We start from the raw sequence: 19,022 nt of genomic DNA on the forward strand, positions 1-19,022 counted from the left end.
CGGTTCAGGGGCGCTCCGGCGCGGCGGCAAGCAGTTCCGCGCCGCTCCAGACAGCCATCGCGCCGAATGCCAATCCGCAGGCTGCATACAGGACGAGGTTCGACCAATAGGCCAGCGGCTGCTCGGCACGGCCTGCGCTGCCGCCCCGGCGCGGGAAAACGCCCCGGCGCAGCGCATCGAAGACGACAAAGGCGAGTAAGGCGGTCATCGGCGCGGCCAGGAACAGGCTGATCAGCCAGCGGCCGTAGCCCTGTTCCGCGACCGCCGCGAGCCCGCCATAGAGAAGCCCGCCGAGCGCGGCGACCAGCACCGCGGTCCTGGCCAGCCGCCGCAGCATCGTTCCGATGTCTTCGTACATTCCGCGAGGATCGGCGAGGACAGCCACCCCTTCAATCCGTCCGCGCCCCGGAACCGGGGCCGGATGCTTCGCGGCGGCGCATATTCACGAATTGCTAACCTGCGCCGCGCAGGCTGAGACGATGCAGGTGGCCCTCAACGCCTCGGTCCAGGGGATGCAGCGCGCGACGGAACGCCTTGCCGACGCCGCCACGGTCATCGCCGATCCGACACCGGGCAGCGCCCGCGGCGCGGACCCCTCGCCCGCGCCGCCGACCGGCAACCAGGGCCTGACCGCCGCCCAGGCCAGCGGCGACCTCGAACGCGCATTCGTGGATGTGATCCAGGCACGGCGCGCCTATGAGGCGAACGCAAAGGCCCTGGAACGCAACGCCGAAACCGAACGCGCCCTGCTCAGCCGCGGCGCCTGAGCACCAGCGTCGTCCACGGCCCGACATCGATCCGCCGTTCCAGCACCAGCCCCTGGCGGCGATGGGCGGCCAGCACCATCCGCGCCTGCGTGCCCAGCAGCCCCGCCAGGATCGCGGTTCCGCCCGACGCCAGATGGAGCGCCAGGTCCCGCGCCATGGCGCAGAGCGGCCGTGCCAGGATGTTCGCGAAGATCAGTTCGTAGCGCGCGCCCTTCATCATGCGCGGCTTCCAGCCATCGGCCAGGATGCTGCGCATCCGCCGCGGCCCGAGGCCGTTCATCCGCGCATTCTGGTCGCAGACGCGCACGGACCAGGGCTCGATATCCGTCGCCAGCACGCGACAGGGCACCGTCTTCGCCGCCGCCATCGCCAGGATGCCGGACCCGCTGCCGAGGTCACACACCGTCCGCGGCCGCCGATGCGCGATCGCCTCATAGGCGCGCAGGCAGCCCTGGGTCGAGGCGTGTTCCCCGGACCCGAAGGCCAGCCCCGCATCCAGCTTCAGCACCACGCGGCCATGGGTGCGCGGGTCCGGCACATGCGTCGGCCGGATCAGGAAGCGCCGGCCGACCGGCATCTCGGGGAAGGCCTGTACGGTGCGGGCGAGCCAACCTTCCGCCTCGACCGGGGAAACCTGCACGATGGGCGGCTCGATGCCCGCGACGGCGGCGGCGAGCGCCAGCGCGGCGTCCAGTTCGTCATCATGCGCGCCGGCCTCGCGCACGCCCTCGATGCGCCAGGTGTCGGTCGGCTCGTCGCGGAAATAGGCGACGGTGGTGCAGACCTGTTCAAGCGCCGCCTCGAAGACCGGCACGGCGTGTTCCGGCAGCCCGTCGATCACCAGGGCTTCCAGCGGTTCCGCCCGGCGGCGCGACAGCGCGCCTGGGGCATCGGGGCCCGAGGGTCTCATCGGGTCTTCTCCACGAAACTGTCCAGCAGGCGCTTTGATCCCGCCTTCTCGAAATCGATGTCGAGGCGGTTCTCCTCGATCGCGGTGATGCGGCCGTAGCCGAACTTCTGGTGGAAGATGCGCTCGCCGACCGAGAAATTGCCGGTCGCGGCGGGGCGTTCCTTCACTTCCCAGGCGCCGGCCTCGATCATCCGCCGCGGACGCATCCCGTACAGCCCGCCGCCGGCGAAGACCGAGGCATGGCTGCGCGCTTCCCGCTGCGCGCCGCCCTCGACGATGATCTCGCCCACCGGCAGTTCATCGAGGAAGCGAGACGGCAGCGAGGACTGCCAGTTGCCGTAGATGCGCCGGTTCGCCGCATGGCTGATCACCGCGACGCGCCGCGCACGGGTGATGCCGACGTACGCAAGGCGCCGTTCTTCCTCCAACGCCTTCTCGCCGCCTTCGTCGAGCGAGCGCTGGGACGGGAACAGCCCTTCTTCCCAGCCCGGCAGGAAGACCATGTCGAACTCGAGGCCCTTGGCCCCGTGCAGCGTCATCAGCGAGACGCGCTCGCCTTCCGCCGCGTCGTCGTTCTCCATCACCAGGGAGACGTGTTCGAGGAAGCCGGCCAGGTTCTCGAACTCGCCCATGGCGCGCACGAGTTCCTTCAGGTTGTCGAGCCGCCCCGGCGCATCGGGCGACTTGTCCTGCTTCCACATCTCCGCGTAGCCGGATTCATCGAGCAGCGTCGCGGCCATCACCACATGGCCTTCCGCGCCGGCCATGGCGCGCCAACGTTCGAAGCCGCGCAGCAAGTCCTGCAACGCCGCGCGCGCCTTGGCCTGCTTGATCGCGCCCGTTTCCAGCGCGCGCGCGGCAGCCAACGACAGCGGCAGCGATTCCGCCCGCGCGATGGCGTGCATCGACTGCATCGCGGTGTCACCGAGGCCGCGCTTCGGGGTGTTCACAATGCGCTCGAAGGCCAGGTCGTCCGCCGGCTGCCCCACGACGCGGAAATAGGCTAGCGCGTCGCGGATCTCCTGCCGCTCGTAAAAGCGCGCGCCGCCGACGACGCGATAGGGAATGCCGAGGACGATCAGCCGTTCCTCGAAGGACCGCGTCTGGAAGCCGGCGCGCACGAGGATCGCGACCTCGCCGAGCGAGAAGCCCTCACGCCGCGCGGCCTCGATGCGTTCGCCGACCATGCGCGCCTCTTCCTCGCTGTCCCACAGCGAGACGACGCGCACCTTCTCCCCTTCCGCATCCGCGCGCCCGGGGCGCAGCGTCTTGCCGAGGCGGCCGGTGTTCTTCGCGATCAGCCCGGAGGCGGCGGCGAGGATGTGGCGCGTGGAACGGTAGTTGCTCTCCAACCGGACGATCTTCGCGCCGGGGAAGTCTTTCTCGAAGCGGAGGATGTTCTCGATCTCCGCCCCGCGCCAGGAATAGATCGACTGGTCGTCGTCACCGACGCAGCAGATGTTCCGGTGCCCCTGGGCGAGCAGCCGCAGCCAGTAGTACTGCACCAGGTTGGTGTCCTGGTACTCGTCCACCAGGATGTAGCGGAAGCGGCGGTGGTAGTCGGCGAGGACCTCCGCATTGTCGCGCAGCAGGTTCACGACATGCAGCAGCAGGTCGCCGAAGTCGCAGGCGTTCAGCGCCTTCAGACGGTCCTGGTAGGCGGCGTAGATCTCGGTGCCGCGGCCATTGGCGTAGTCGGAATCCTCGGCGGGCGTGACGGCCTCGGGCGAGAGGCCGCGATCCTTCCAACGCTGGATCACCGCCATCATCCCGTTCGGCGGCCAGCGTTTCAGGTCCAGGCCGATGGCTTCCATCACCTGCTTGAGCAGCCGCGTCTGGTCATCGACATCGAGGATGGTGAAGTTCGACGTCAGCCCCACCAGCTCCGCGTGCCGCCGCAGCATGCGCGCGGCGAGCGCATGGAAGGTGCCGAGCCACAGCCCTTCCGCCGGCTGGCCGAGGATGGCGGAGACACGTTCCCGCATCTCCCGCGCCGCCTTGTTGGTGAAGGTGACGGCAAGCACCTGCGACGGGTATGCCTTCCCCTGCAGCAGGATATGCGCGAAGCGCGTCGTCAGCACGCGCGTCTTGCCGGTGCCCGCGCCGGCGAGCACCAGCAGCGGCCCGTCCACCGCCTCGACCGCCGCGCGCTGCTCGGGGTTGAGGCGGACGAGGTAGTCCGCGCCGCTCACTGGCAGTTGCCCACCGAGCCGGCGGCGCAGATCCGCCGGCCGTCCGTCCATCGCGCGCCGCCGAGCTGCGCACCGGAGAGGTTGGCGCCGGAGAGATTCGCCCCGGTCAGGTCGGCATCCGTCAGGTCCGCGCGGAACAGGGTCGCGCGCCGCAGGTCCGCCCCGGCCAGCACGGCCCGCTGGAGGTTCGCGCGGGTGAAATCCGTCTGGCGCAGATTGGCTCGCGAGAGATCCGCCCCCGACAGGTTCGCCGAGACGAAGCGCGCCTCGATCCCGTCCGCCTCGACCAGCTTCGCCTCCCGCAGCGTCGCGCGCTGGAAGGAAGCGTCGCGCAGCATCGCGCGGGAGAGTTCGGCCCTGTCCAGGTCCGCCTCGTCGAGCAGACATCGTCGCCACACCACTTCGGGCGCGGGGGGATCGGTGCAGCCGGCCAGGGCCGGCCCTGCGAAAAGGACCAACCCCGCGAGCAGGGTGAGGAGCGAGGATGGCGTACGCACGCCATGGCATATAGAACCTGAGGCGAAGACCTCCAACCGGCCGGGACGTTCCATCCTGTCACCGCTGCGATTCCTGGAATGGTCCGCCCGGCAGGGTGGCACGCTGCTCGCCGTGGGAATCTTCGCCGGGCTGTTCATACCGCCGCTGGCGGCGCTGTTCCGGGACGTCGTGACGATCACCGTCGCCGGGCTGATGACGCTGGTGCTGCTGCGGGTCGATCCGGCGCAGGTCTTCGGCTACCTCCGCCGCCCCATGCTGGTGGCGGCGCTGACCGCCTGGCTGCTGCTGATCTGCCCGCTGCTTGCCTATGCCGTGGCGATGGGGACAGGGCTCGACGGGCCGCTCGGCGCGGCGCTGGTGATCAGCGCGACGGGCTGCGCGGCGACATCCTCCCCGGCTTTCGCGCGGCTTGTGGGGCTGGATGGGGAGATCTCGCTGGTCGTCGCCGTGGTCACCACGCTGCTGATTCCCTTCACCGCGCCGCCGCTGGCGTTGGGGCTGATGGGGATCGACCTCGCCATCTCGCTGACCGGGCTGATGACGCGACTGGCGCTGGTGGTGGGCCTGCCCTTGCTGATTTCCATCGCCATCCGCCGCGCGGTCGGGGCCGCGACGCTGAACCGCGTCGGTCCGGCGGTCGATGGCGCGGTGGTCTGGCTGGTGGTGCTCTACGGCTTCGGCGTGATGGACGGGATGCTGGCCAGGCTGATGGTCGAGCCGGCATGGATGCTGGGCGGGCTGGCGCTGGCCTTCGCCGGGAATTTCGGGCTGAACATCGCCACGGCGCTCGCCTTCGCGCCGGCCGGGAAGCGGCTGTCGCTGGCGGCGGGGCTCCTCTCGGGCAACCGGAACATGGCGCTGTATCTCGCCGTGCTGCCGGCGGCGACGGATGAGCGGATCCTGCTGTTCTTCGCGCTGTGCCAGTTCCCGCTGTTCCTGAGCCCGTTCCTGCTCAGGCCGGTGTATGCGCGGTTAAGGCCGGGCTGAGGCGCGATGTCGTTCAGCGGATGACCTGATCCGCCTCCGCCAGCAGATCAGGCGGGACGGTGACGCCGATCCTGGCCGCCGTCGCGAGGTTGATCACGAGTTCTCGCCGCGTGATGAACTCGACCGGCAGGTCGCCGGGACTGGCGCCCTTCAGGATCCTGTCCACGATGGCCGGAATGCGCCGCCAGGTGTCCGTGACCGTGGTGCCGTAGGTGATCAGCCCGCCGGCATCGCGCATGCCGCCCGGGAACAGCGTCGGGATGCGGCGCGCCGCTGCGGCCTCTGCGATCAGTCTGCGGTGTGCGAAGGCGAGCGGCAGTTCCAGCACCAGCACGACCTGCGCGCCTTGTGCCTGCATGGCCCCGAGCGCGCCATCCGCATCGGGAACCGCACCCTCCGTAGTCGGACGCGCGAGCTTGATGAGCTGGGGCCGCAGGCCAACGGCCTCCGCAGCGGCGATGTTCGCCCTGTCGATCGGCGCCATCCCTGACGCATCGGCACCGGGGATGGTGTGGTCGCTGAGGATCCCGACGCGCTCGACCCCCGGCAGCGCGCGCTTCAGCAACTCCATCTGCCGGTTCGCCTGCCGCGGGTCGAGGCTGGTGACGCCCGTGACATTGCGGCCCGGCCGCTCCACCGAGGCCACCAGCCCGAGGGCGACAGGATCCGTGACGATGGAAAAGATGACGGGAATCCTGTCCGTGGCCCGCTGGGCCGCCCGCGATGCCGGCCCGCCCAGCCCGACGAGGATGTCGCAGCGATCCTGTACCAGGCCCGCCGCGAGGCCCGGCAGCCGGTCCAGCACGCCCTGCGCGAAGCTGAACTCCACCCGGATGTCGCGCCCTTCGACACTGCCCAGCGCCGCAAGATCCTGAACGAAGTCGCGCCTGATGGTGTCGCTCAGCGGCCCGGGCCCGCCATTCACGAGGAAGCAGACGCGGGGCACGGCGCTTCCCTGCGCGCGCGCCCTTGCCGCAGGGGTCGCCGAGCAAAGCACCGCGGCCGCCGCGAGCAGATGCCTGCGTTCCATGCCCGTCTCCCCGCATCGGCGTGCCGATGGCGCGTTCCAGGATAAGCGCCGCGATGGCCGTTGCGCGAACGGAATCGAATTGCGGCGCCCTGGCCGGGGCCAGGGCGGCTCCCGTTCGCCCTGGCTCACGGAAATCGTTCTAGGTTATTGTTTTTGTGAGCATCTTCACCCGACCAGGTGATTGCACCTGATCGGGATCTGCTTTAGCCGACCGCCTTCGGCCGCGCCCCCAGGATATGCGCGATCGCGTAGGTCAAATCCGGCCGGTTCAGCGTGTAGAAGTGGAACTCGTCCACGCCGTTGGCCTGCAACAGCCGCACCTGTTCGGCCGCCACCACCGCGGCGACCATGCGGCGCGTCTCGACGTCCTCGTCCAATCCTTCGAACAGTTGCCCCATCCAGGCCGGGACACTGGCGCCGCACATCGCCGAGAACTTCGCCACCTGCTGGAAGTTCGACACCGGCAGGATGCCCGGCACGATCGGCACGGTGATGCCCTTGGCCAGGCAGCGGTCGAGGAAGCGCAGATAGACCTCGGTATCGAAGAAGTACTGCGTGATCGCCCGCGTCGCCCCGGCGTCGATCTTGCGCTTGAGGAAATCGAGGTCCGCCTCGGCCGAGACCGCCGCCGGATGGGTTTCCGGATAGGCGCCGACGCTGATCTCGAAATCCCCGATGCGCTTCAGGCCGCGCACCAGGTCCTCCGCCTGGGCGTAGCCGCCCGGATGCGGGGTGTAGGTGGAAGCCCCCGCCGGCGGGTCGCCGCGCAGGGCGACGATGTGGCGCACCCCGGCTTCCCAGTAGCGGCGGGCGACGGCGTCCACCTCCTCCCGCGTCGCGCCGACGCAGGTCAGGTGGGCGGCCGGCGTCAGGGAGGTTTCCTCGACGATGCGCGAGACGATGTCGTGGGTGCGTTCCTGCGTGGATCCGCCCGCGCCGTAGGTGACCGAGACGAAGCGCGGCGCCAGCGGCTCCAGCCGCCGGATGCAGGCCCAGAGCTGCTCCTCGAGCTTCTCGGTCTTCGGCGGGAAGAACTCGAAGGACAGGCGCGGGGCGGGCATCTCCGCCGGGGCGGGCAGGCCAGCCACACGGGGCCCGGTCAGCCAGCGGGCCAGGGTGCCGCTGAGGGGCTTGTTCATCGCGCTCGTTCCTCGTTGCATCGCGCCGCGCCGGGCGGAGCGGTCCTCTCGCCCGTCCCGGGCGGGCTGGCAAGACGTCGTGACATTCCGCGATAAAAGGCGTCCAACCCATGGCAAGCAGGCCGCGCCGGGCCGCCGTCCCGCTCCCTCCGGACCGGACCCGTTCGGAAAGCGGTTCCAAGGCTGGCCCAGACGCGGTATTTCGCCGGCATGAATCCCCCCGTCCTCACGAAGACGCGAAGCATGGCGTTCGCCTTCGCCCTGGTGGCACTCGCCGCCTGCGCGACGCGCCCGCCGGCGGACGACCCGGAGGCGCTGGCCGAGTTCCGCGAGACGAACGACCCCTTCGAACCCGCGAACCGCGCGATGTTCGAGGTGCATGAGGTCGCCGACCGCTTCGTCCTCCAGCCGGTCGCCGAGGCCTATCGCGACATCCTGCCCCAGCCGGTGCGCAACGGCATCCGCAATGCGCTCGGCAACCTGCGCGCGCCCGTGATCCTGGCGAACGACCTGTTGCAGGGGAACTTTTCCCGCGCGCGGATCACCCTCGGGCGGTTCATGGTGAATTCCACCCTCGGGCTCGGCGGCTTCCTGGACGTGGCGCGGGAGTGGGGCGTGTCCGGCCATTCGGAGGATTTCGGCCAGACGCTGGCCGTCTGGGGTGCGGGGGAAGGCTTCTACATGTTCGTTCCCCTGCTCGGCCCCTCCAGCCCGCGCGACCTGGCCGGCCAGGGGGTGGACTTCGCCTTCAACCCGCTGACCTGGCTCGGCCAGGGGGCGGTGGTTGATGCCGCCGGCTGGACGCGACTCGGCCTGACGGTGGTGGACACGCGGGAGGCGCTGCTCGAACCGATCGACGCGGTGCGTTCCTCCTCGCTCGACCCCTATTCGACCCTGCGCTCGGCCTACCGCCAGCGCCGCGACTACGAGATCCGCAACCAGGAAGAGCGCGGCCGCGTTGTCGCCCCAGCGGGCACGACCGGCTTCGGCCAAGCCGTCACCGAACCCGCGCCACCGGCGGCCGAAACCCGGCCACGGTGACTCGGAATCGGCACAGAGCGACACATATGACGGCAATGACCAGACGGCTCCTCCTCTCCTCTCCCCTTCTCGCGGCAGCGGTGCTGATGCTGCCGCGCCGCGGCCGGGCCGAGATGGACCTCACCCGCGCCACGGGCTTCATCCAAGCCGCCGGCAACGAGCTGGTGGCGGCGATCAACGACCCGCGCCTCGGCCTGCCCGCGCGGCGGGACAAGGTGGCGGCCGTGCTGCGCCGGACCATCGACATCGAAGGCACCGGCCGCTTCATCCTCGGCCGCTATGTCCGCCAGGCGACCCAGGCGGAGTTCGCCGAGTACATCCGCCTGTTCGATGACATCATCGTGCGCAACCTCTCGGCCCGGTTCGGGGAATATCACGGGGTGCGCTTCTCGCTCGGCCGCAGCCAGCAGCGGACCGAGGAGGACGCGCTGGTCAACACCATCGTCGAACGGCCGAACACGGCGCCCTTCGCGCTCGACTGGCGCGTCAGCGAGATCGGCGGCCAGCCCAAGGTGGTGGACGTGATCGCCGAGGGCACGTCCCTGCGGCTGACCACGCGCAGCGAATATGCCGCCGTCATCCAGCGCAATGGCGGCAAGGTGGCGCCGCTGCTGGAGGCGATGCGCAACCAGATCGCGCAACTGGCGGCGCGCGAAACACGGGGCTGACCCGGCGGGCTTGCGCGGAATCAATCCCGCGCACCCCGGACGGCTGATAGGGTGGCGCGTCGCTCCACTCCCTCCGGATCAGTCCCCATGGCCGATCACAGCCCGCCGCTCCGCGTCCAGGACCTCTTTGCCGCGCGCGCCGCCGAGGCCGAGCGGCGCCACGCCGAAGCGGAGGCCGCCGAGGCCCACAAGAAGGCCGAACTCGCCGCCTTCTCCGAACGTGTGCAGACCTACCAGATCACCGACGAGGACCGCGAACGCGCCCTCGCGCGCATCCGCAAGGCCTTCGCGGCCGGCGAGCGCGAGCTGATGCTGCTGAAGTTCCCCTCGCTGCTGTGCGAGGATGGCGGGCGGCGCATCAACAACCACCTGGAAGGCTGGCAGGACACGCTGCCCGGCGTGCTCCACAAGGTCTACGAATGGTGGGAACGGGAACTGAAGGCGGGCGGCTTCACCTTCTCCGCCCGCATTATCGATTTCCCCGGCGGCGTGCCGGGGGATGTCGGGATCTTCATCGGCTGGCCGCAGAAGCTGGATTAGGCCTCAGACGCCGGCGCCGCCATCCGGCGGCTTGGCTTTCGCGCCCTGCACTGGCGCGCTGGCGGCAACTGGCGGTCTGGGCGCGGTCGCGCTTCGCGCTCCCGGCCCGATTGCAGGGCATCGGGCCGCAAGGGGGCGCGGATAGCGTTCAGCCCCGGCTCTCGAAGACCAGCATGCGGTGGCCCTGGTTGCGGAACTCGCCCGCCGGGGCCATGCCAATGTCGGTGAGCACGGCGCGGGAGGCGATGTTCTCGTCCCGCGCCACGGCGATGATGCGCTTGAGGCCCGCGCGATGCGCGAAGGCCAGCGCGGCGCGCGCTGCCTCCCGCGCGAAGCCCTTGCCGCGGCATTCCGGCCAAAGGGCGTAGCGCAGCGCCACGCCGCGCCCGTCGGGGCGTTCCATGAGGCCGCAGATGCCGAGGAAGTCGCCGGTCTCGCGTGCGAAGACGCACCAGGTGCCGTAGCCGCGCACCTCCCAGAAATCGATGTCGTCCTCGAGTTCCTCCGCGGCGCGCTCCGGCGAGCGGACGCCGTGCAGCATCCAGCCGAAGACGCGCTCGTCCCCCTTGAGGCGCATGAGATCCGGCAGGTTCTCCTTTCCTGGCGGGATCATCATCAGCCGTTCGGTGGTGACGATCCGGCTCGAACGCAGTGCGTTCATGGCCGCGCTCATGTGAGGCCTCCGCCGGGGGGCCGGTCGCGTCGCGCCCGCCCCGTCTTGCTGACAGATAGAAAAAGGAGGGGGGCCGGGGGAGTTCCCTCCCCCGCCCTTACCTTGCGAGAGGCTTGTACTTGATCCGGTGCGGGTCCGTCGCCGCGTCCCCGAGTCGACGTCGCTTGTCCTCTTCGTAGCTTTCGAAGTTCCCCTCGAACCACTCGACGTGACTGTCGCCCTCGAAGGCGAGGATGTGCGTCGCGAGCCGGTCGAGGAAGAAGCGATCGTGCGAGATGATGACCGCGCAGCCCGCGAATTCCATCAGCGCGTTTTCCAACGCGCGCAGGGTTTCCACGTCGAGGTCGTTGGTCGGTTCGTCGAGCAGGAGCACGTTGTGCTCCTTCTTCAGCATCTTCGCGAGGTGGACGCGGTTGCGCTCACCGCCCGAGAGCGAGCCGACCTTCTTCTGCTGATCGCCGCCCTTGAAGTTGAAGGCTGCGACATAGGCGCGCGAGGGCACGCTGCGCTTGCCGATGGTGATGGTGTCCTCGCCGCCCGAGATCTCCTGCCAGACGGACTTGTTGTCATCGAGGCTGTCGCGGCTCTGGTCCACGTAGCCGAGCTGCACGGACTCGCCCACGGTGAGCGAGCCGGCATCCGGCGTCTCGCGGCCCATGATCATCTTGAACAACGTGGTCTTGCCCGCGCCGTTCGGGCCGATGACGCCCACGATGCCGCCGGGCGGCAGCTTGAAGGACAGGTCGTCGATCAGCAGCCGGTCGCCGAAGCCCTTGGACAGGTTCTCCGCCGTGATGACGGTGTTGCCCAGGCGCGGCGCGGGCGGGATGGCGATCTCGGTCGGGTCGGGTGCCTTGTCCTGGCTGGCGCGCAGCAGGTCCTCATAGGCCGCGATACGCGCCTTGGACTTCGCCTGGCGGGCGGAGGGCGAGCGGCCGATCCAGTCCCGTTCCTCGGCGAGCTGGCGCTGGCGGGCGCTTTCCTCGCGCTCCTCCTGCGCCATGCGCTTGCGCTTCTGCTCGAGGTAGGTCGAGTAGTTGCCCTCGTAGGGAATGCCGCGGCCGCGATCGACCTCGAGGATCCAGGAGGTGACGTTGTCGAGGAAGTAGCGGTCATGGGTGACGATCAGCACCGTGCCCGCATAATCCTTCAGCGTGCGCTCCAGCCACGACACGCTCTCGGCGTCGAGATGGTTGGTCGGTTCGTCGAGCAGCAGCATGTCCGGCTTCTCGAGCAGCAGGCGGCAGAGCGCCACCCGGCGCCGCTCGCCGCCCGAAAGGTTGGTCACCGCCGCATCGGGCGGCGGGCAGCGCAGCGCGTCGAGCGCGATCTCGACCTGGCGGTCGATCTCCCAGCCATTCGCGGCGTCGATCTTTTCCTGAAGGTCCGCCTGCTCGGCGAGCAGGGTGTTCATCTCGTCCTCGGACATCTCCTCGGCGAACTTGTCGGAGATCTCGTTGAAGCGATGCAGCCAGCCGTTCAGGTCGGCGAAGGCGGCGCGGACGTTCTCGCCGACGGTCAGGTTCGGGTCGAGCTCGGGCTCCTGCGAGAGGTAGCCGACGCGCACGCCCTCGGCGGCCCAGGCCTCGCCGCCGAATTCCTTGTCCTGACCGGCCATGATGCGCATCAGCGTGGACTTGCCGGCGCCGTTCGGGCCGAGCACGCCGATCTTCACGCCGGGCAGGAAGGAGAGGGTGATGCCTTTGAAGATCTCGCGCCCGCCCGGATAGGACTTGGTGAGGTCTTTCATCACGTAGACGTACTGGTAGGCGGCCATGGGGCGGGGGACCTGCAATCTGGAAAGGGTTGGCCGGGTTCTACCCCCCGGCCGGGGATGAGCCAAGGCGAGGGCCGGCATGGCCGCAGATCGCCGAAGTCGTAGGCGGCGCGGCACGCGGCTCAGCGGCGGGTGTCTCGCGTCGCGGACCGCGTCGCGGCGGGGAACGATCGCCTGTCACCCCGCACTCGCACGGCAGCGCCGCGTTAGGGTCTGTCCCAGGCGGCCACGCCGCCTCCCTCTGGGGGATGAATGCGCCACGCGCATGCGCACGACGTATTCATGGGCCCGGCAGGACTCGAACCTGCAACCAAACCGTTATGAGCGGTCCGCTCTGACCATTGAGCTACAGGCCCACGCACGCCCAGGAATGGCGCGGACGCCGCGGCGGCGCAAGCGCCCGAGAGGATGCCGGGCGCCGCCGCCACCGGCAGGCCGGGCGCTCCGGCGGCCTAGCCCGTGGCCTCACGCAGCGAGGAAATCGAAGGCCGCGAGGGAATGCACCCGCGCCACCGCCTCCAGTTCCGCGACATCGGCCCATTCGTCGGCGCCGCCCATGTTGTGCGGGGTCGGGCCGTAGACGACGGTCGGCAGGCCCACCATGCGGAACCAGCGGGCATCCGAACCGCCGACCCGCATGTTCACCGCCACCCTGCCGCCCAGCACCTCCTCGGCCGCGGCATGCGTCAGGCGGACGATGTCGGCGGCGGGGTCGGTGTGGTTCGGTTCGAAGCGGCGCAGGACGTTCCAGGTGATCCCCGGCAGCGGGTCGAGGCCCGCATGCAGCGCCGCCTCGGCCTCGGCGCAGGTCACGCCGACCGGCAGGCGGATGTCGCAGGCGGCCCGCGCCGAGGCCGGCACCAGGTTCGGCGCCGTGCCGCCCTCGATGCGGCCGATGTTCACGGTGACGCGGCCGAGCACCTCGGCCTCCCCCACCCCGGCGAGCGGTTCGCTGACCGGCTTGGCCGCGGCGATGGCGGCGGTGACGGCGGGCGGGGCGGCGACCGGCAGGTCCCGCAGGCGCGCCACCGCATCGAGCGCCGCGCGCAGCCGGTCCACCGCATTCTCCCCGAGATGGACATGCGCGCCGTGCGCGGCGCGGCCCGTGGCCTCGACCTCGATCCAGAGGAAGCCCTTCTCCCCGAAGCGCAGCACGCGCGGGCTGCCGGCATCGCCGATGACCACCGCCCCGGCGGAGGCGAGGCCCGGCACATGGTCCAGCAGCCATTTCGTCCCCAGCGGGCCCATCGATTCCTCGTCGCCGGCGAGGGTCAGGACCGCTTCCCCGCGCCAGGCGCCCCGGTGCTGCGCCAGCAGGGCGAAGGCCAGGATCGAGGCCGCGATGCCGCCCTTCATGTCGGCCGCGCCGCGGCCGTAGAGGCGGCCGTCGCGGACCTCGCCACGCAGCGGGTCCACGGTCCAGGGCAGGGCCTCGTTCACCGGATAGGTATCGAGATGGCCGTTGAAGGCCAGTACCCGCCCCGACCCGGCGCCGGCGATGCGGGCGACCAGGTTGGTCACATCCGCCGAGGTGGCGTGCAGCGTCACCTCGGCAGCCGGGGCCAGGTCGCGGAGGATGGCGGCTGCCTCCTGCGCGCAGGCGCGGACGTCTCCGGGCGGGTTGGGAGAGGGCACGGCCATCAGCCGGCGGGCAAGGGCGGTGACCTCCGGCGCACGGGCGCGGGCGGCGGCGGCGAAGGTGGCGCGGGCATCATCCGGGGCTGGCATGGCCCGCAGCCTGAGGCCGCCGCGCGCCCGGGCGCAAGCCATGCTGCACTGCGATTGGCCCCGGCGCGCCACTCTGCTACCAGCCGCGCCGACCCCCACTGGAGTGCAAGCCCATGCGCATCGACGCCATCGCGATCGGCAAGAACCCGCCCGAGGACGTGAACGTCATCGTCGAGGTCCCGGTCGGCGGGGAGCCCATCAAGTACGAGATGGACAAGGAAGCCGGCACGCTCATCGTCGACCGCTTCCTCTACACGCCGATGCGCTACCCCGGGAACTACGGCTTCGTGCCGCACACCCTGTCCGAGGACGGCGACCCGATCGACGTGCTGGTGGCCAATACCCGCCCGATCATCCCCGGCGCTGTGATCAACGTCCGGCCGGTGGGCGTGCTGCGCATGGAGGACGATGGCGGCGGGGACGAGAAGATCATCGCCGTGCCGGCGCCGAAGCTCACCCAGCGCTATGCCCATGTGAAGAACCACACGGACCTGCCGCAGATCACGCTGCAGCAGATCCAGCACTTCTTCGAGCACTACAAGGACCTCGAACCCGGCAAGTGGGTGAAGGTGCTGGGCTGGGGCGGCGCGGACGAGGCGCGCAAGCTCATCGTCGAGGCGATCGAGCGCGCGAAGAAGAAATAGGCGCCTGAGCGGGAGGGGCGTTGGCTGCGGGGCCGAAAGGCCACGCTGCGACCGGACTGGAGGGGCGCCGCTTCTCCGAACCTCCGCGCCAGAGGCCGAAAGGCCACCCAGCGACCGGACCGGAGGGGCGCCGCCCCTCCGAACCTCCGCGCCAGAGGCCGAAAGGCCGCGCTGCGACCGGCCCGGAGGGGCGCCGCCCCTCCGGGCCTCCCCGCCAGAGGCCGAGAGGCCTCTGGACACCATTTACAAATTTAGGATTTTAGTCCTTTAATGGCGGCTCCGAGGATGGAGGTCGCCTTGGCGGAACGCGCAGTGCTGAAGGTCTCGTCCCAGGGGCAGGTGACGCTGAGGCGCGCCATGCGGGCGGCCCTCGGCAACCCTCGCCACCTGGAGGCCTGGATGGAGAACGGCACGCTTCTGCTGCGGCCGGCCGTCTCCGCGACGCTCGCCGAGGCGGAGATGATGTTCGGGAAGCAAGGCATCACCCGCGACGTCCTGGTCGAGGCCCTGCGCATCCTGAAGCGCAGGCAGACCTCGGACCCATGATCATTTTCCTATAACCCAATACCGCCCACCCGAAAAGCGAAATCCCGAACTCCTGGTTTCCAAAGGCCTCTCGGCCTTTGGCGGGGTGGCCCGGAGGGGCGGCGCCCCTCCGGAAGCCCGTGCCACGCCGCGGGTGCCCCCGTTGCGCGCCCGGCCATTCCCCCTCTAGCCTTCACCATGGCCTGCGAAAGACGGGCCGGAGCGGCTGGAGCCGCGCACTTATTCCAGGGGGAGTCCACACTTTGTTGACGGTTTCGTTGATCCTCGTGATCGCGCTCGGGGCGTTGTCCATCGCCTATGGCGTCATCACCGCCAAGGACGTGCTGTCCCGCGACCCGGGCAGCGAGCGCATGCAGGAGATCGCGAGGGCGATCCAGGAAGGCGCCTCGGCCTACCTGAAGCGCCAGTACACCACCATCGCCATCGTCGGCGTGGTGCTGTTCGTGCTGGTGGCCTGGCGGCTTGGGCTCACGGTCGCGATCGGCTTCCTGCTGGGCGCCGTGCTGTCCGGCATGGCCGGCTTCATCGGCATGAACGTCTCGGTGCGCGCGAACCTGCGCACGGCGCAGGCGGCGATCGGCTCGCTCGCGGGCGGGCTCGATGTCGCGTTCAAGTCGGGGGCGATCACCGGGATGCTGGTGGCGGGCCTCGCGCTGCTCGGCGTCGCCGTCTACTTCTTCCTGCTGGTGGTGATCGGCGGGCTTGCGCCCAACAGCCGCACCGTCATCGACGCGCTGGTGGCGCTCGGCTTCGGTGCCTCGCTGATCTCGATCTTCGCCCGTCTCGGCGGCGGCATCTTCACCAAGGGTGCGGATGTCGGCGGCGACATGGTGGGCAAGGTCGAGGCCGGCATCCCCGAGGATGACCCCCGCAACCCCGCGACCATCGCCGACAATGTGGGCGACAACGTGGGCGACTGCGCCGGCATGGCCGCGGACCTGTTCGAGACCTATGCGGTCACCATGGTCGCCACCATGGTGCTGGCGGCCATCGCCTTCGCGGGGACGAACTTCCTGAACGCGGGCATGATCTTCCCGCTCGCGATCGGCGCGGTCTGCGTGGTGACCTCGATCGCCGGCACCTATTTCGTCAAGCTGCCGGCGAACAACTCGATCATGGGGGCGATGTACCGCGGCTTCGCGGTGACGGGCGTGCTCTCGCTGGTCGCGCTGCTGCCGCTGACCTACCTGATCTTCGGGTTCGGCAGCGTGACGGCGGCGGGCTCGACCTTCGGCGCCTTCTCGCTGTTCCTCTGCGGCGTGGTGGGCCTTGCGGTCACGGGGCTGATCATCTGGATCACCGAGTACTACACCGGCACCAACTTCCGGCCGGTGCAGTCCATCGCGGAAGCCTCGGTGACCGGGCACGGCACCAACGTAATCCGCGGCCTGGCCGTGTCGATGGAATCCACCGCCCTGCCGGCGCTGGTGATCATCTTCGGCATCCTGGTCTCCTATGCGCTGGCCGGCCTCTACGGCATCGCCATCGCGGTGACGACGATGCTGGCGCTGGCCGGGATGGTGGTGGCGCTCGACGCCTTCGGCCCGGTCACGGACAATGCGGGTGGCATCGCCGAGATGGCCGGGCTGCCCAAGGAGATCCGCCAGACCACCGACGCGCTGGACGCCGTCGGCAACACCACCAAGGCGGTGACCAAGGGCTATGCGATCGGCTCCGCCGCGCTTGGCGCGGTGGTGCTGTTCGCAGCCTATACGCAGGACCTCGGCTACTTCACCGCCAATGCGGCGCAGTACCCGTACTTCGCCGGGGTCACCGCGATCGACTTCTCGCTCGCCAATCCCTACGTCGTCGTCGGGCTGCTGTTCGGCGGCATGCTGCCCTACCTGTTCGGCGGCATGGCGATGACGGCGGTCGGCCGCGCGGCGATGAGCGTGGTCGAGGAAGTGCGGCGGCAGTTCCGCGAGAAGCCGGGCATCATGCAGGGCACCGACAAGCCGGATTACGGCCGCGCGGTGGACATGCTGACCAAGGCGGCGATCAAGGAGATGATCATCCCCTCGCTGCTGCCGGTGCTGTCGCCGCTGGTGATCTACTTCGGCATCCAGGCGATCGCGGGCAAGTCGGAGGCCTTCGCGGCGCTCGGCGCGATGCTGCTCGGCGTCATCGTCAACGGCTTCTTCGTCGCGGTCTCCATGACCACCGGCGGCGGCGCCTGGGACAACGCCAAGAAGTACATCGAGGACGGACACCACGGCGGCAAGGGATCGGACGCCCACAAGGCGGCGGTCACCGGCGACACCGTGGGCGACCCGTACAAGGACACGGCGGGCCCCGCCGTGAACCCGATGATCAAGATCACCAACATCGTGGCGCTGCTGCTGCTGGCGATGCTGGCGCACAGCTGAGCCGCGGATACCGCGCGACGCTCGGGGGCCGGCGGAGCAATCCGCCGGCCCTTCTTCTTGCCGCATGACCATTTGGCGACGCCCGTCCATCGCCTGGCGCCGCTGCTACGATGCCGCCGGTTGCCCTCCCGCCCGGCGAGTCCCCCCCTTGCGCTTCCTGACGACCATCCAGGCGCTGCCGATCCTGGACAGCATGCTCAGCCTCCTCGCGGCCTTCGGGCTCGGCACGCTGGTCGGCATGGAGCGGCAGTTCCGCCAGCGCAGCGCCGGATTGCGGACCAACACGCTGGTGGCGGTCGGCGCCGCCGCCTTCGTGGACATCGGCCAGCGGCTGGCCGGGGATGCCGAGGCGGTGCGCGTGATCTCCTATGTCGTCTCCGGCATCGGCTTCCTCGGCGCCGGCGTGATCATGAAGGAAGGGATGAATGTCCGCGGGCTGAACACCGCGGCGACCTTGTGGTGCTCCGCCGCCATCGGCGCCGCCGCCGGATCGGACCTGCTGGTGGAAGCCGTCCTGATCACAGTCTTCGTGCTCGCCGGCAACACGATGTTGCGGCCGGTCGTCACCTGGATCGAACGCCTGCCCCTCGACCGCGTGGCGGTGGAGGCCCGGATCGAGGTGCGGGCGACGACCACGCCCGCGCAGCTTCCGGCGGTGCGCCGGCATCTGATCGATAGGCTCCGGGCCGCCCAATACCCGGTCAGCGACATCGAGGTGGCCGAACGGGGCGAGGAGGCAGTGGAGGTCACCGCCGTCCTGGTCAGCACCGCCGTGGTGGTCGCGGAGCTGGAGGCAGTGGTGGCGCAGCTCGCCCGCCACCCCGGCGTCACCGACGCCGCCTGGGAGAGCAGCGCCCTGGAATAGCCCCGGCGCGCGGCGCCTCAGCGTTCCGCCAGGTGCGCCGGTACCTTCAGCCCCAGCCGGAGGGGCACCGGCCACACCTCCCGCACCGTCCGCAGCCGCTGGAAGCCCGCGGCGAGGTAGGCCGGCAGGGCGCGCGGATGGTCGGCCGTGCAGGTGTTCACCGTCACCGCCGGCCGCCGCGACGCCCAGGCCGTGTCCACCGCATGGCGCAGGAAGGCGCGGCCGAGGCCGGTGCCGATCGCCCAGGGCATCAGCCCGAAATAGGCGAGGTTGACCGTCTGCGGATTGCGGCGGTCGAGTTCGTAGAACCCCGCCGGCTCGCCGTCCTTCATCAGCACATGGACCGAGATCGCCGGCAGCGAGAGCAGCGCCGCGAGTTCGGCGTCCGACGCCGTGCGGCGCATCCACCACAGCCAGGGCTCGCCCACCGTGTCGTAGAGGTAGCGGTAGAAGGGGACGGAGCAGTGGAGCGCATGCTCGACGCGCACCTCCGGCGGCAGCGGGCGCGCCGGCGTGAGGGAGGGCGCCTCCATCCGCAGGAAGGTGACATCCACGGTCACGTCCTGCACCGGATCAGCGATGGTCATCGCCATGGCTCGTGCCCTCCACCCGCGCCGACGAGTCTCGCGGCGGCGCGGGGCGCTGGTCAAC

The 19,022-nt window shown here is 70.1% G+C and carries 19 protein-coding genes and 1 tRNA gene; 9 read left to right on the plus strand and 11 right to left on the minus strand.

The window, feature by feature from the left end; translation table 11 throughout:
- Positions 1 to 4: 4 nt before the first annotated feature.
- A complete protein-coding gene (locus tag GXW76_RS10250) occupies positions 5 to 358 on the minus strand; it encodes a hypothetical protein (protein WP_211861916.1) in 354 nt (117 codons plus the stop codon).
- Between the two features lie 121 nt (positions 359 to 479).
- Here GXW76_RS10250 and GXW76_RS10255 point away from each other — a divergent pair, with 121 nt between their 5' ends.
- A complete protein-coding gene (locus tag GXW76_RS10255) occupies positions 480 to 767 on the plus strand; it encodes a hypothetical protein (protein ID WP_211861917.1) in 288 nt (95 codons plus the stop codon).
- Here GXW76_RS10255 and GXW76_RS10260 read toward each other — a convergent pair.
- Genes GXW76_RS10260 through GXW76_RS10270 form a run of 3 tightly spaced genes read right to left on the minus strand, consistent with a single transcriptional unit; the run spans position 751 to position 4,420 of the window.
- Positions 751 to 1,677, minus strand: a complete 927-nt coding sequence (locus tag GXW76_RS10260; RefSeq protein ID WP_211861918.1) for a 50S ribosomal protein L11 methyltransferase — start codon at positions 1,675 to 1,677, stop codon at positions 751 to 753. The genes GXW76_RS10255 and GXW76_RS10260 overlap by 17 nt on opposite strands.
- The gene (locus tag GXW76_RS10265; RefSeq protein WP_211861919.1) at positions 1,674 to 3,920 is read right to left on the minus strand and encodes an ATP-dependent helicase; all 2,247 of its coding nucleotides are present in this window, start codon (positions 3,918 to 3,920) and stop codon (positions 1,674 to 1,676) included. Before GXW76_RS10265 ends, GXW76_RS10260 begins: the two co-directional genes overlap by 4 nt.
- A complete protein-coding gene (locus GXW76_RS10270) occupies positions 3,866 to 4,420 on the minus strand; it encodes a pentapeptide repeat-containing protein (protein ID WP_211861920.1) in 555 nt (184 codons plus the stop codon). The genes GXW76_RS10265 and GXW76_RS10270 overlap by 55 nt, the downstream gene beginning before the upstream one ends.
- 58 nt (positions 4,421 to 4,478) lie before the next feature.
- Between GXW76_RS10270 and GXW76_RS10275 the strand changes: the two genes are divergently transcribed.
- On the plus strand, positions 4,479 to 5,354 hold the full coding sequence (locus tag GXW76_RS10275; RefSeq protein WP_338150932.1) for a hypothetical protein: 876 nt from the start codon (positions 4,479 to 4,481) through the stop codon (positions 5,352 to 5,354).
- A gap of 13 nt (positions 5,355 to 5,367) precedes the next feature.
- On the opposite strand, the gene GXW76_RS10280 is transcribed toward GXW76_RS10275, so the two are convergent.
- Together GXW76_RS10280 and metF are read right to left on the minus strand one after the other, a co-directional pair.
- The gene (locus tag GXW76_RS10280) at positions 5,368 to 6,384 is read right to left on the minus strand and encodes an ABC transporter substrate-binding protein (RefSeq protein WP_211861922.1); all 1,017 of its coding nucleotides are present in this window, start codon (positions 6,382 to 6,384) and stop codon (positions 5,368 to 5,370) included.
- Between the two features lie 203 nt (positions 6,385 to 6,587).
- Positions 6,588 to 7,523: a methylenetetrahydrofolate reductase gene (metF, locus tag GXW76_RS10285; RefSeq protein WP_211861923.1), complete on the minus strand. Its 936-nt coding sequence runs from the start codon at positions 7,521 to 7,523 to the stop codon at positions 6,588 to 6,590.
- Between the two features lie 243 nt (positions 7,524 to 7,766).
- On the opposite strand from metF, the gene GXW76_RS10290 reads away from it, so the two are divergent.
- From GXW76_RS10290 to GXW76_RS10300, 3 genes are all read left to right on the plus strand, one after another.
- Entirely contained in the window at positions 7,767 to 8,564 is a 798-nt protein-coding gene (locus GXW76_RS10290; RefSeq protein ID WP_211861924.1) for an MlaA family lipoprotein, read from the plus strand.
- A gap of 35 nt (positions 8,565 to 8,599) precedes the next feature.
- The gene (locus GXW76_RS10295; protein WP_211861925.1) at positions 8,600 to 9,232 is read left to right on the plus strand and encodes an MlaC/ttg2D family ABC transporter substrate-binding protein; all 633 of its coding nucleotides are present in this window, start codon (positions 8,600 to 8,602) and stop codon (positions 9,230 to 9,232) included.
- A gap of 87 nt (positions 9,233 to 9,319) precedes the next feature.
- Entirely contained in the window at positions 9,320 to 9,772 is a 453-nt protein-coding gene (locus tag GXW76_RS10300) for a hypothetical protein (protein WP_211861926.1), read from the plus strand.
- Positions 9,773 to 9,920: 148 nt separating this feature from the next.
- Here the strand turns inward: GXW76_RS10300 and GXW76_RS10305 are convergent, their stop codons facing one another.
- From GXW76_RS10305 to GXW76_RS10320, 4 genes are all read right to left on the minus strand, one after another.
- Entirely contained in the window at positions 9,921 to 10,445 is a 525-nt protein-coding gene (locus tag GXW76_RS10305; RefSeq protein ID WP_211861927.1) for a GNAT family N-acetyltransferase, read from the minus strand.
- Between the two features lie 97 nt (positions 10,446 to 10,542).
- Entirely contained in the window at positions 10,543 to 12,222 is a 1,680-nt protein-coding gene (ettA, locus tag GXW76_RS10310) for an energy-dependent translational throttle protein EttA (RefSeq protein ID WP_211861928.1), read from the minus strand.
- 283 nt (positions 12,223 to 12,505) lie between these two features.
- Positions 12,506 to 12,578: transfer RNA gene (locus GXW76_RS10315), tRNA-Ile, on the minus strand.
- Positions 12,579 to 12,687: 109 nt separating this feature from the next.
- On the minus strand, positions 12,688 to 13,950 hold the full coding sequence (locus GXW76_RS10320) for a M20/M25/M40 family metallo-hydrolase (protein ID WP_211861929.1): 1,263 nt from the start codon (positions 13,948 to 13,950) through the stop codon (positions 12,688 to 12,690).
- 113 nt (positions 13,951 to 14,063) lie between these two features.
- Here GXW76_RS10320 and ppa point away from each other — a divergent pair, with 113 nt between their 5' ends.
- The 4 genes from ppa to GXW76_RS10340 all read left to right on the plus strand — a co-directional run bounded on the left by ppa (position 14,064) and on the right by GXW76_RS10340 (position 18,371).
- Positions 14,064 to 14,594: an inorganic diphosphatase gene (gene ppa, locus GXW76_RS10325; RefSeq protein WP_211861930.1), complete on the plus strand. Its 531-nt coding sequence runs from the start codon at positions 14,064 to 14,066 to the stop codon at positions 14,592 to 14,594.
- Between the two features lie 297 nt (positions 14,595 to 14,891).
- The gene (locus GXW76_RS10330) at positions 14,892 to 15,140 is read left to right on the plus strand and encodes a hypothetical protein (RefSeq protein WP_246514084.1); all 249 of its coding nucleotides are present in this window, start codon (positions 14,892 to 14,894) and stop codon (positions 15,138 to 15,140) included.
- Positions 15,141 to 15,385: 245 nt separating this feature from the next.
- Positions 15,386 to 17,506, plus strand: a complete 2,121-nt coding sequence (locus GXW76_RS10335) for a sodium-translocating pyrophosphatase (protein ID WP_211861931.1) — start codon at positions 15,386 to 15,388, stop codon at positions 17,504 to 17,506.
- A 148-nt stretch (positions 17,507 to 17,654) separates the two neighbouring features.
- Positions 17,655 to 18,371, plus strand: coding sequence for an MgtC/SapB family protein (locus GXW76_RS10340; RefSeq protein ID WP_246514085.1), 717 nt, complete (start codon positions 17,655 to 17,657; stop codon positions 18,369 to 18,371).
- Between the two features lie 17 nt (positions 18,372 to 18,388).
- Here the strand turns inward: GXW76_RS10340 and GXW76_RS10345 are convergent, their stop codons facing one another.
- A complete protein-coding gene (locus tag GXW76_RS10345) occupies positions 18,389 to 18,964 on the minus strand; it encodes a GNAT family N-acetyltransferase (protein ID WP_211861933.1) in 576 nt (191 codons plus the stop codon).
- Between the last annotated feature and the right edge of the window lie 58 nt (positions 18,965 to 19,022).

Source organism: Neoroseomonas soli (assembly GCF_018129065.1).
GTDB lineage: Bacteria > Pseudomonadota > Alphaproteobacteria > Acetobacterales > Acetobacteraceae > Neoroseomonas > Neoroseomonas soli.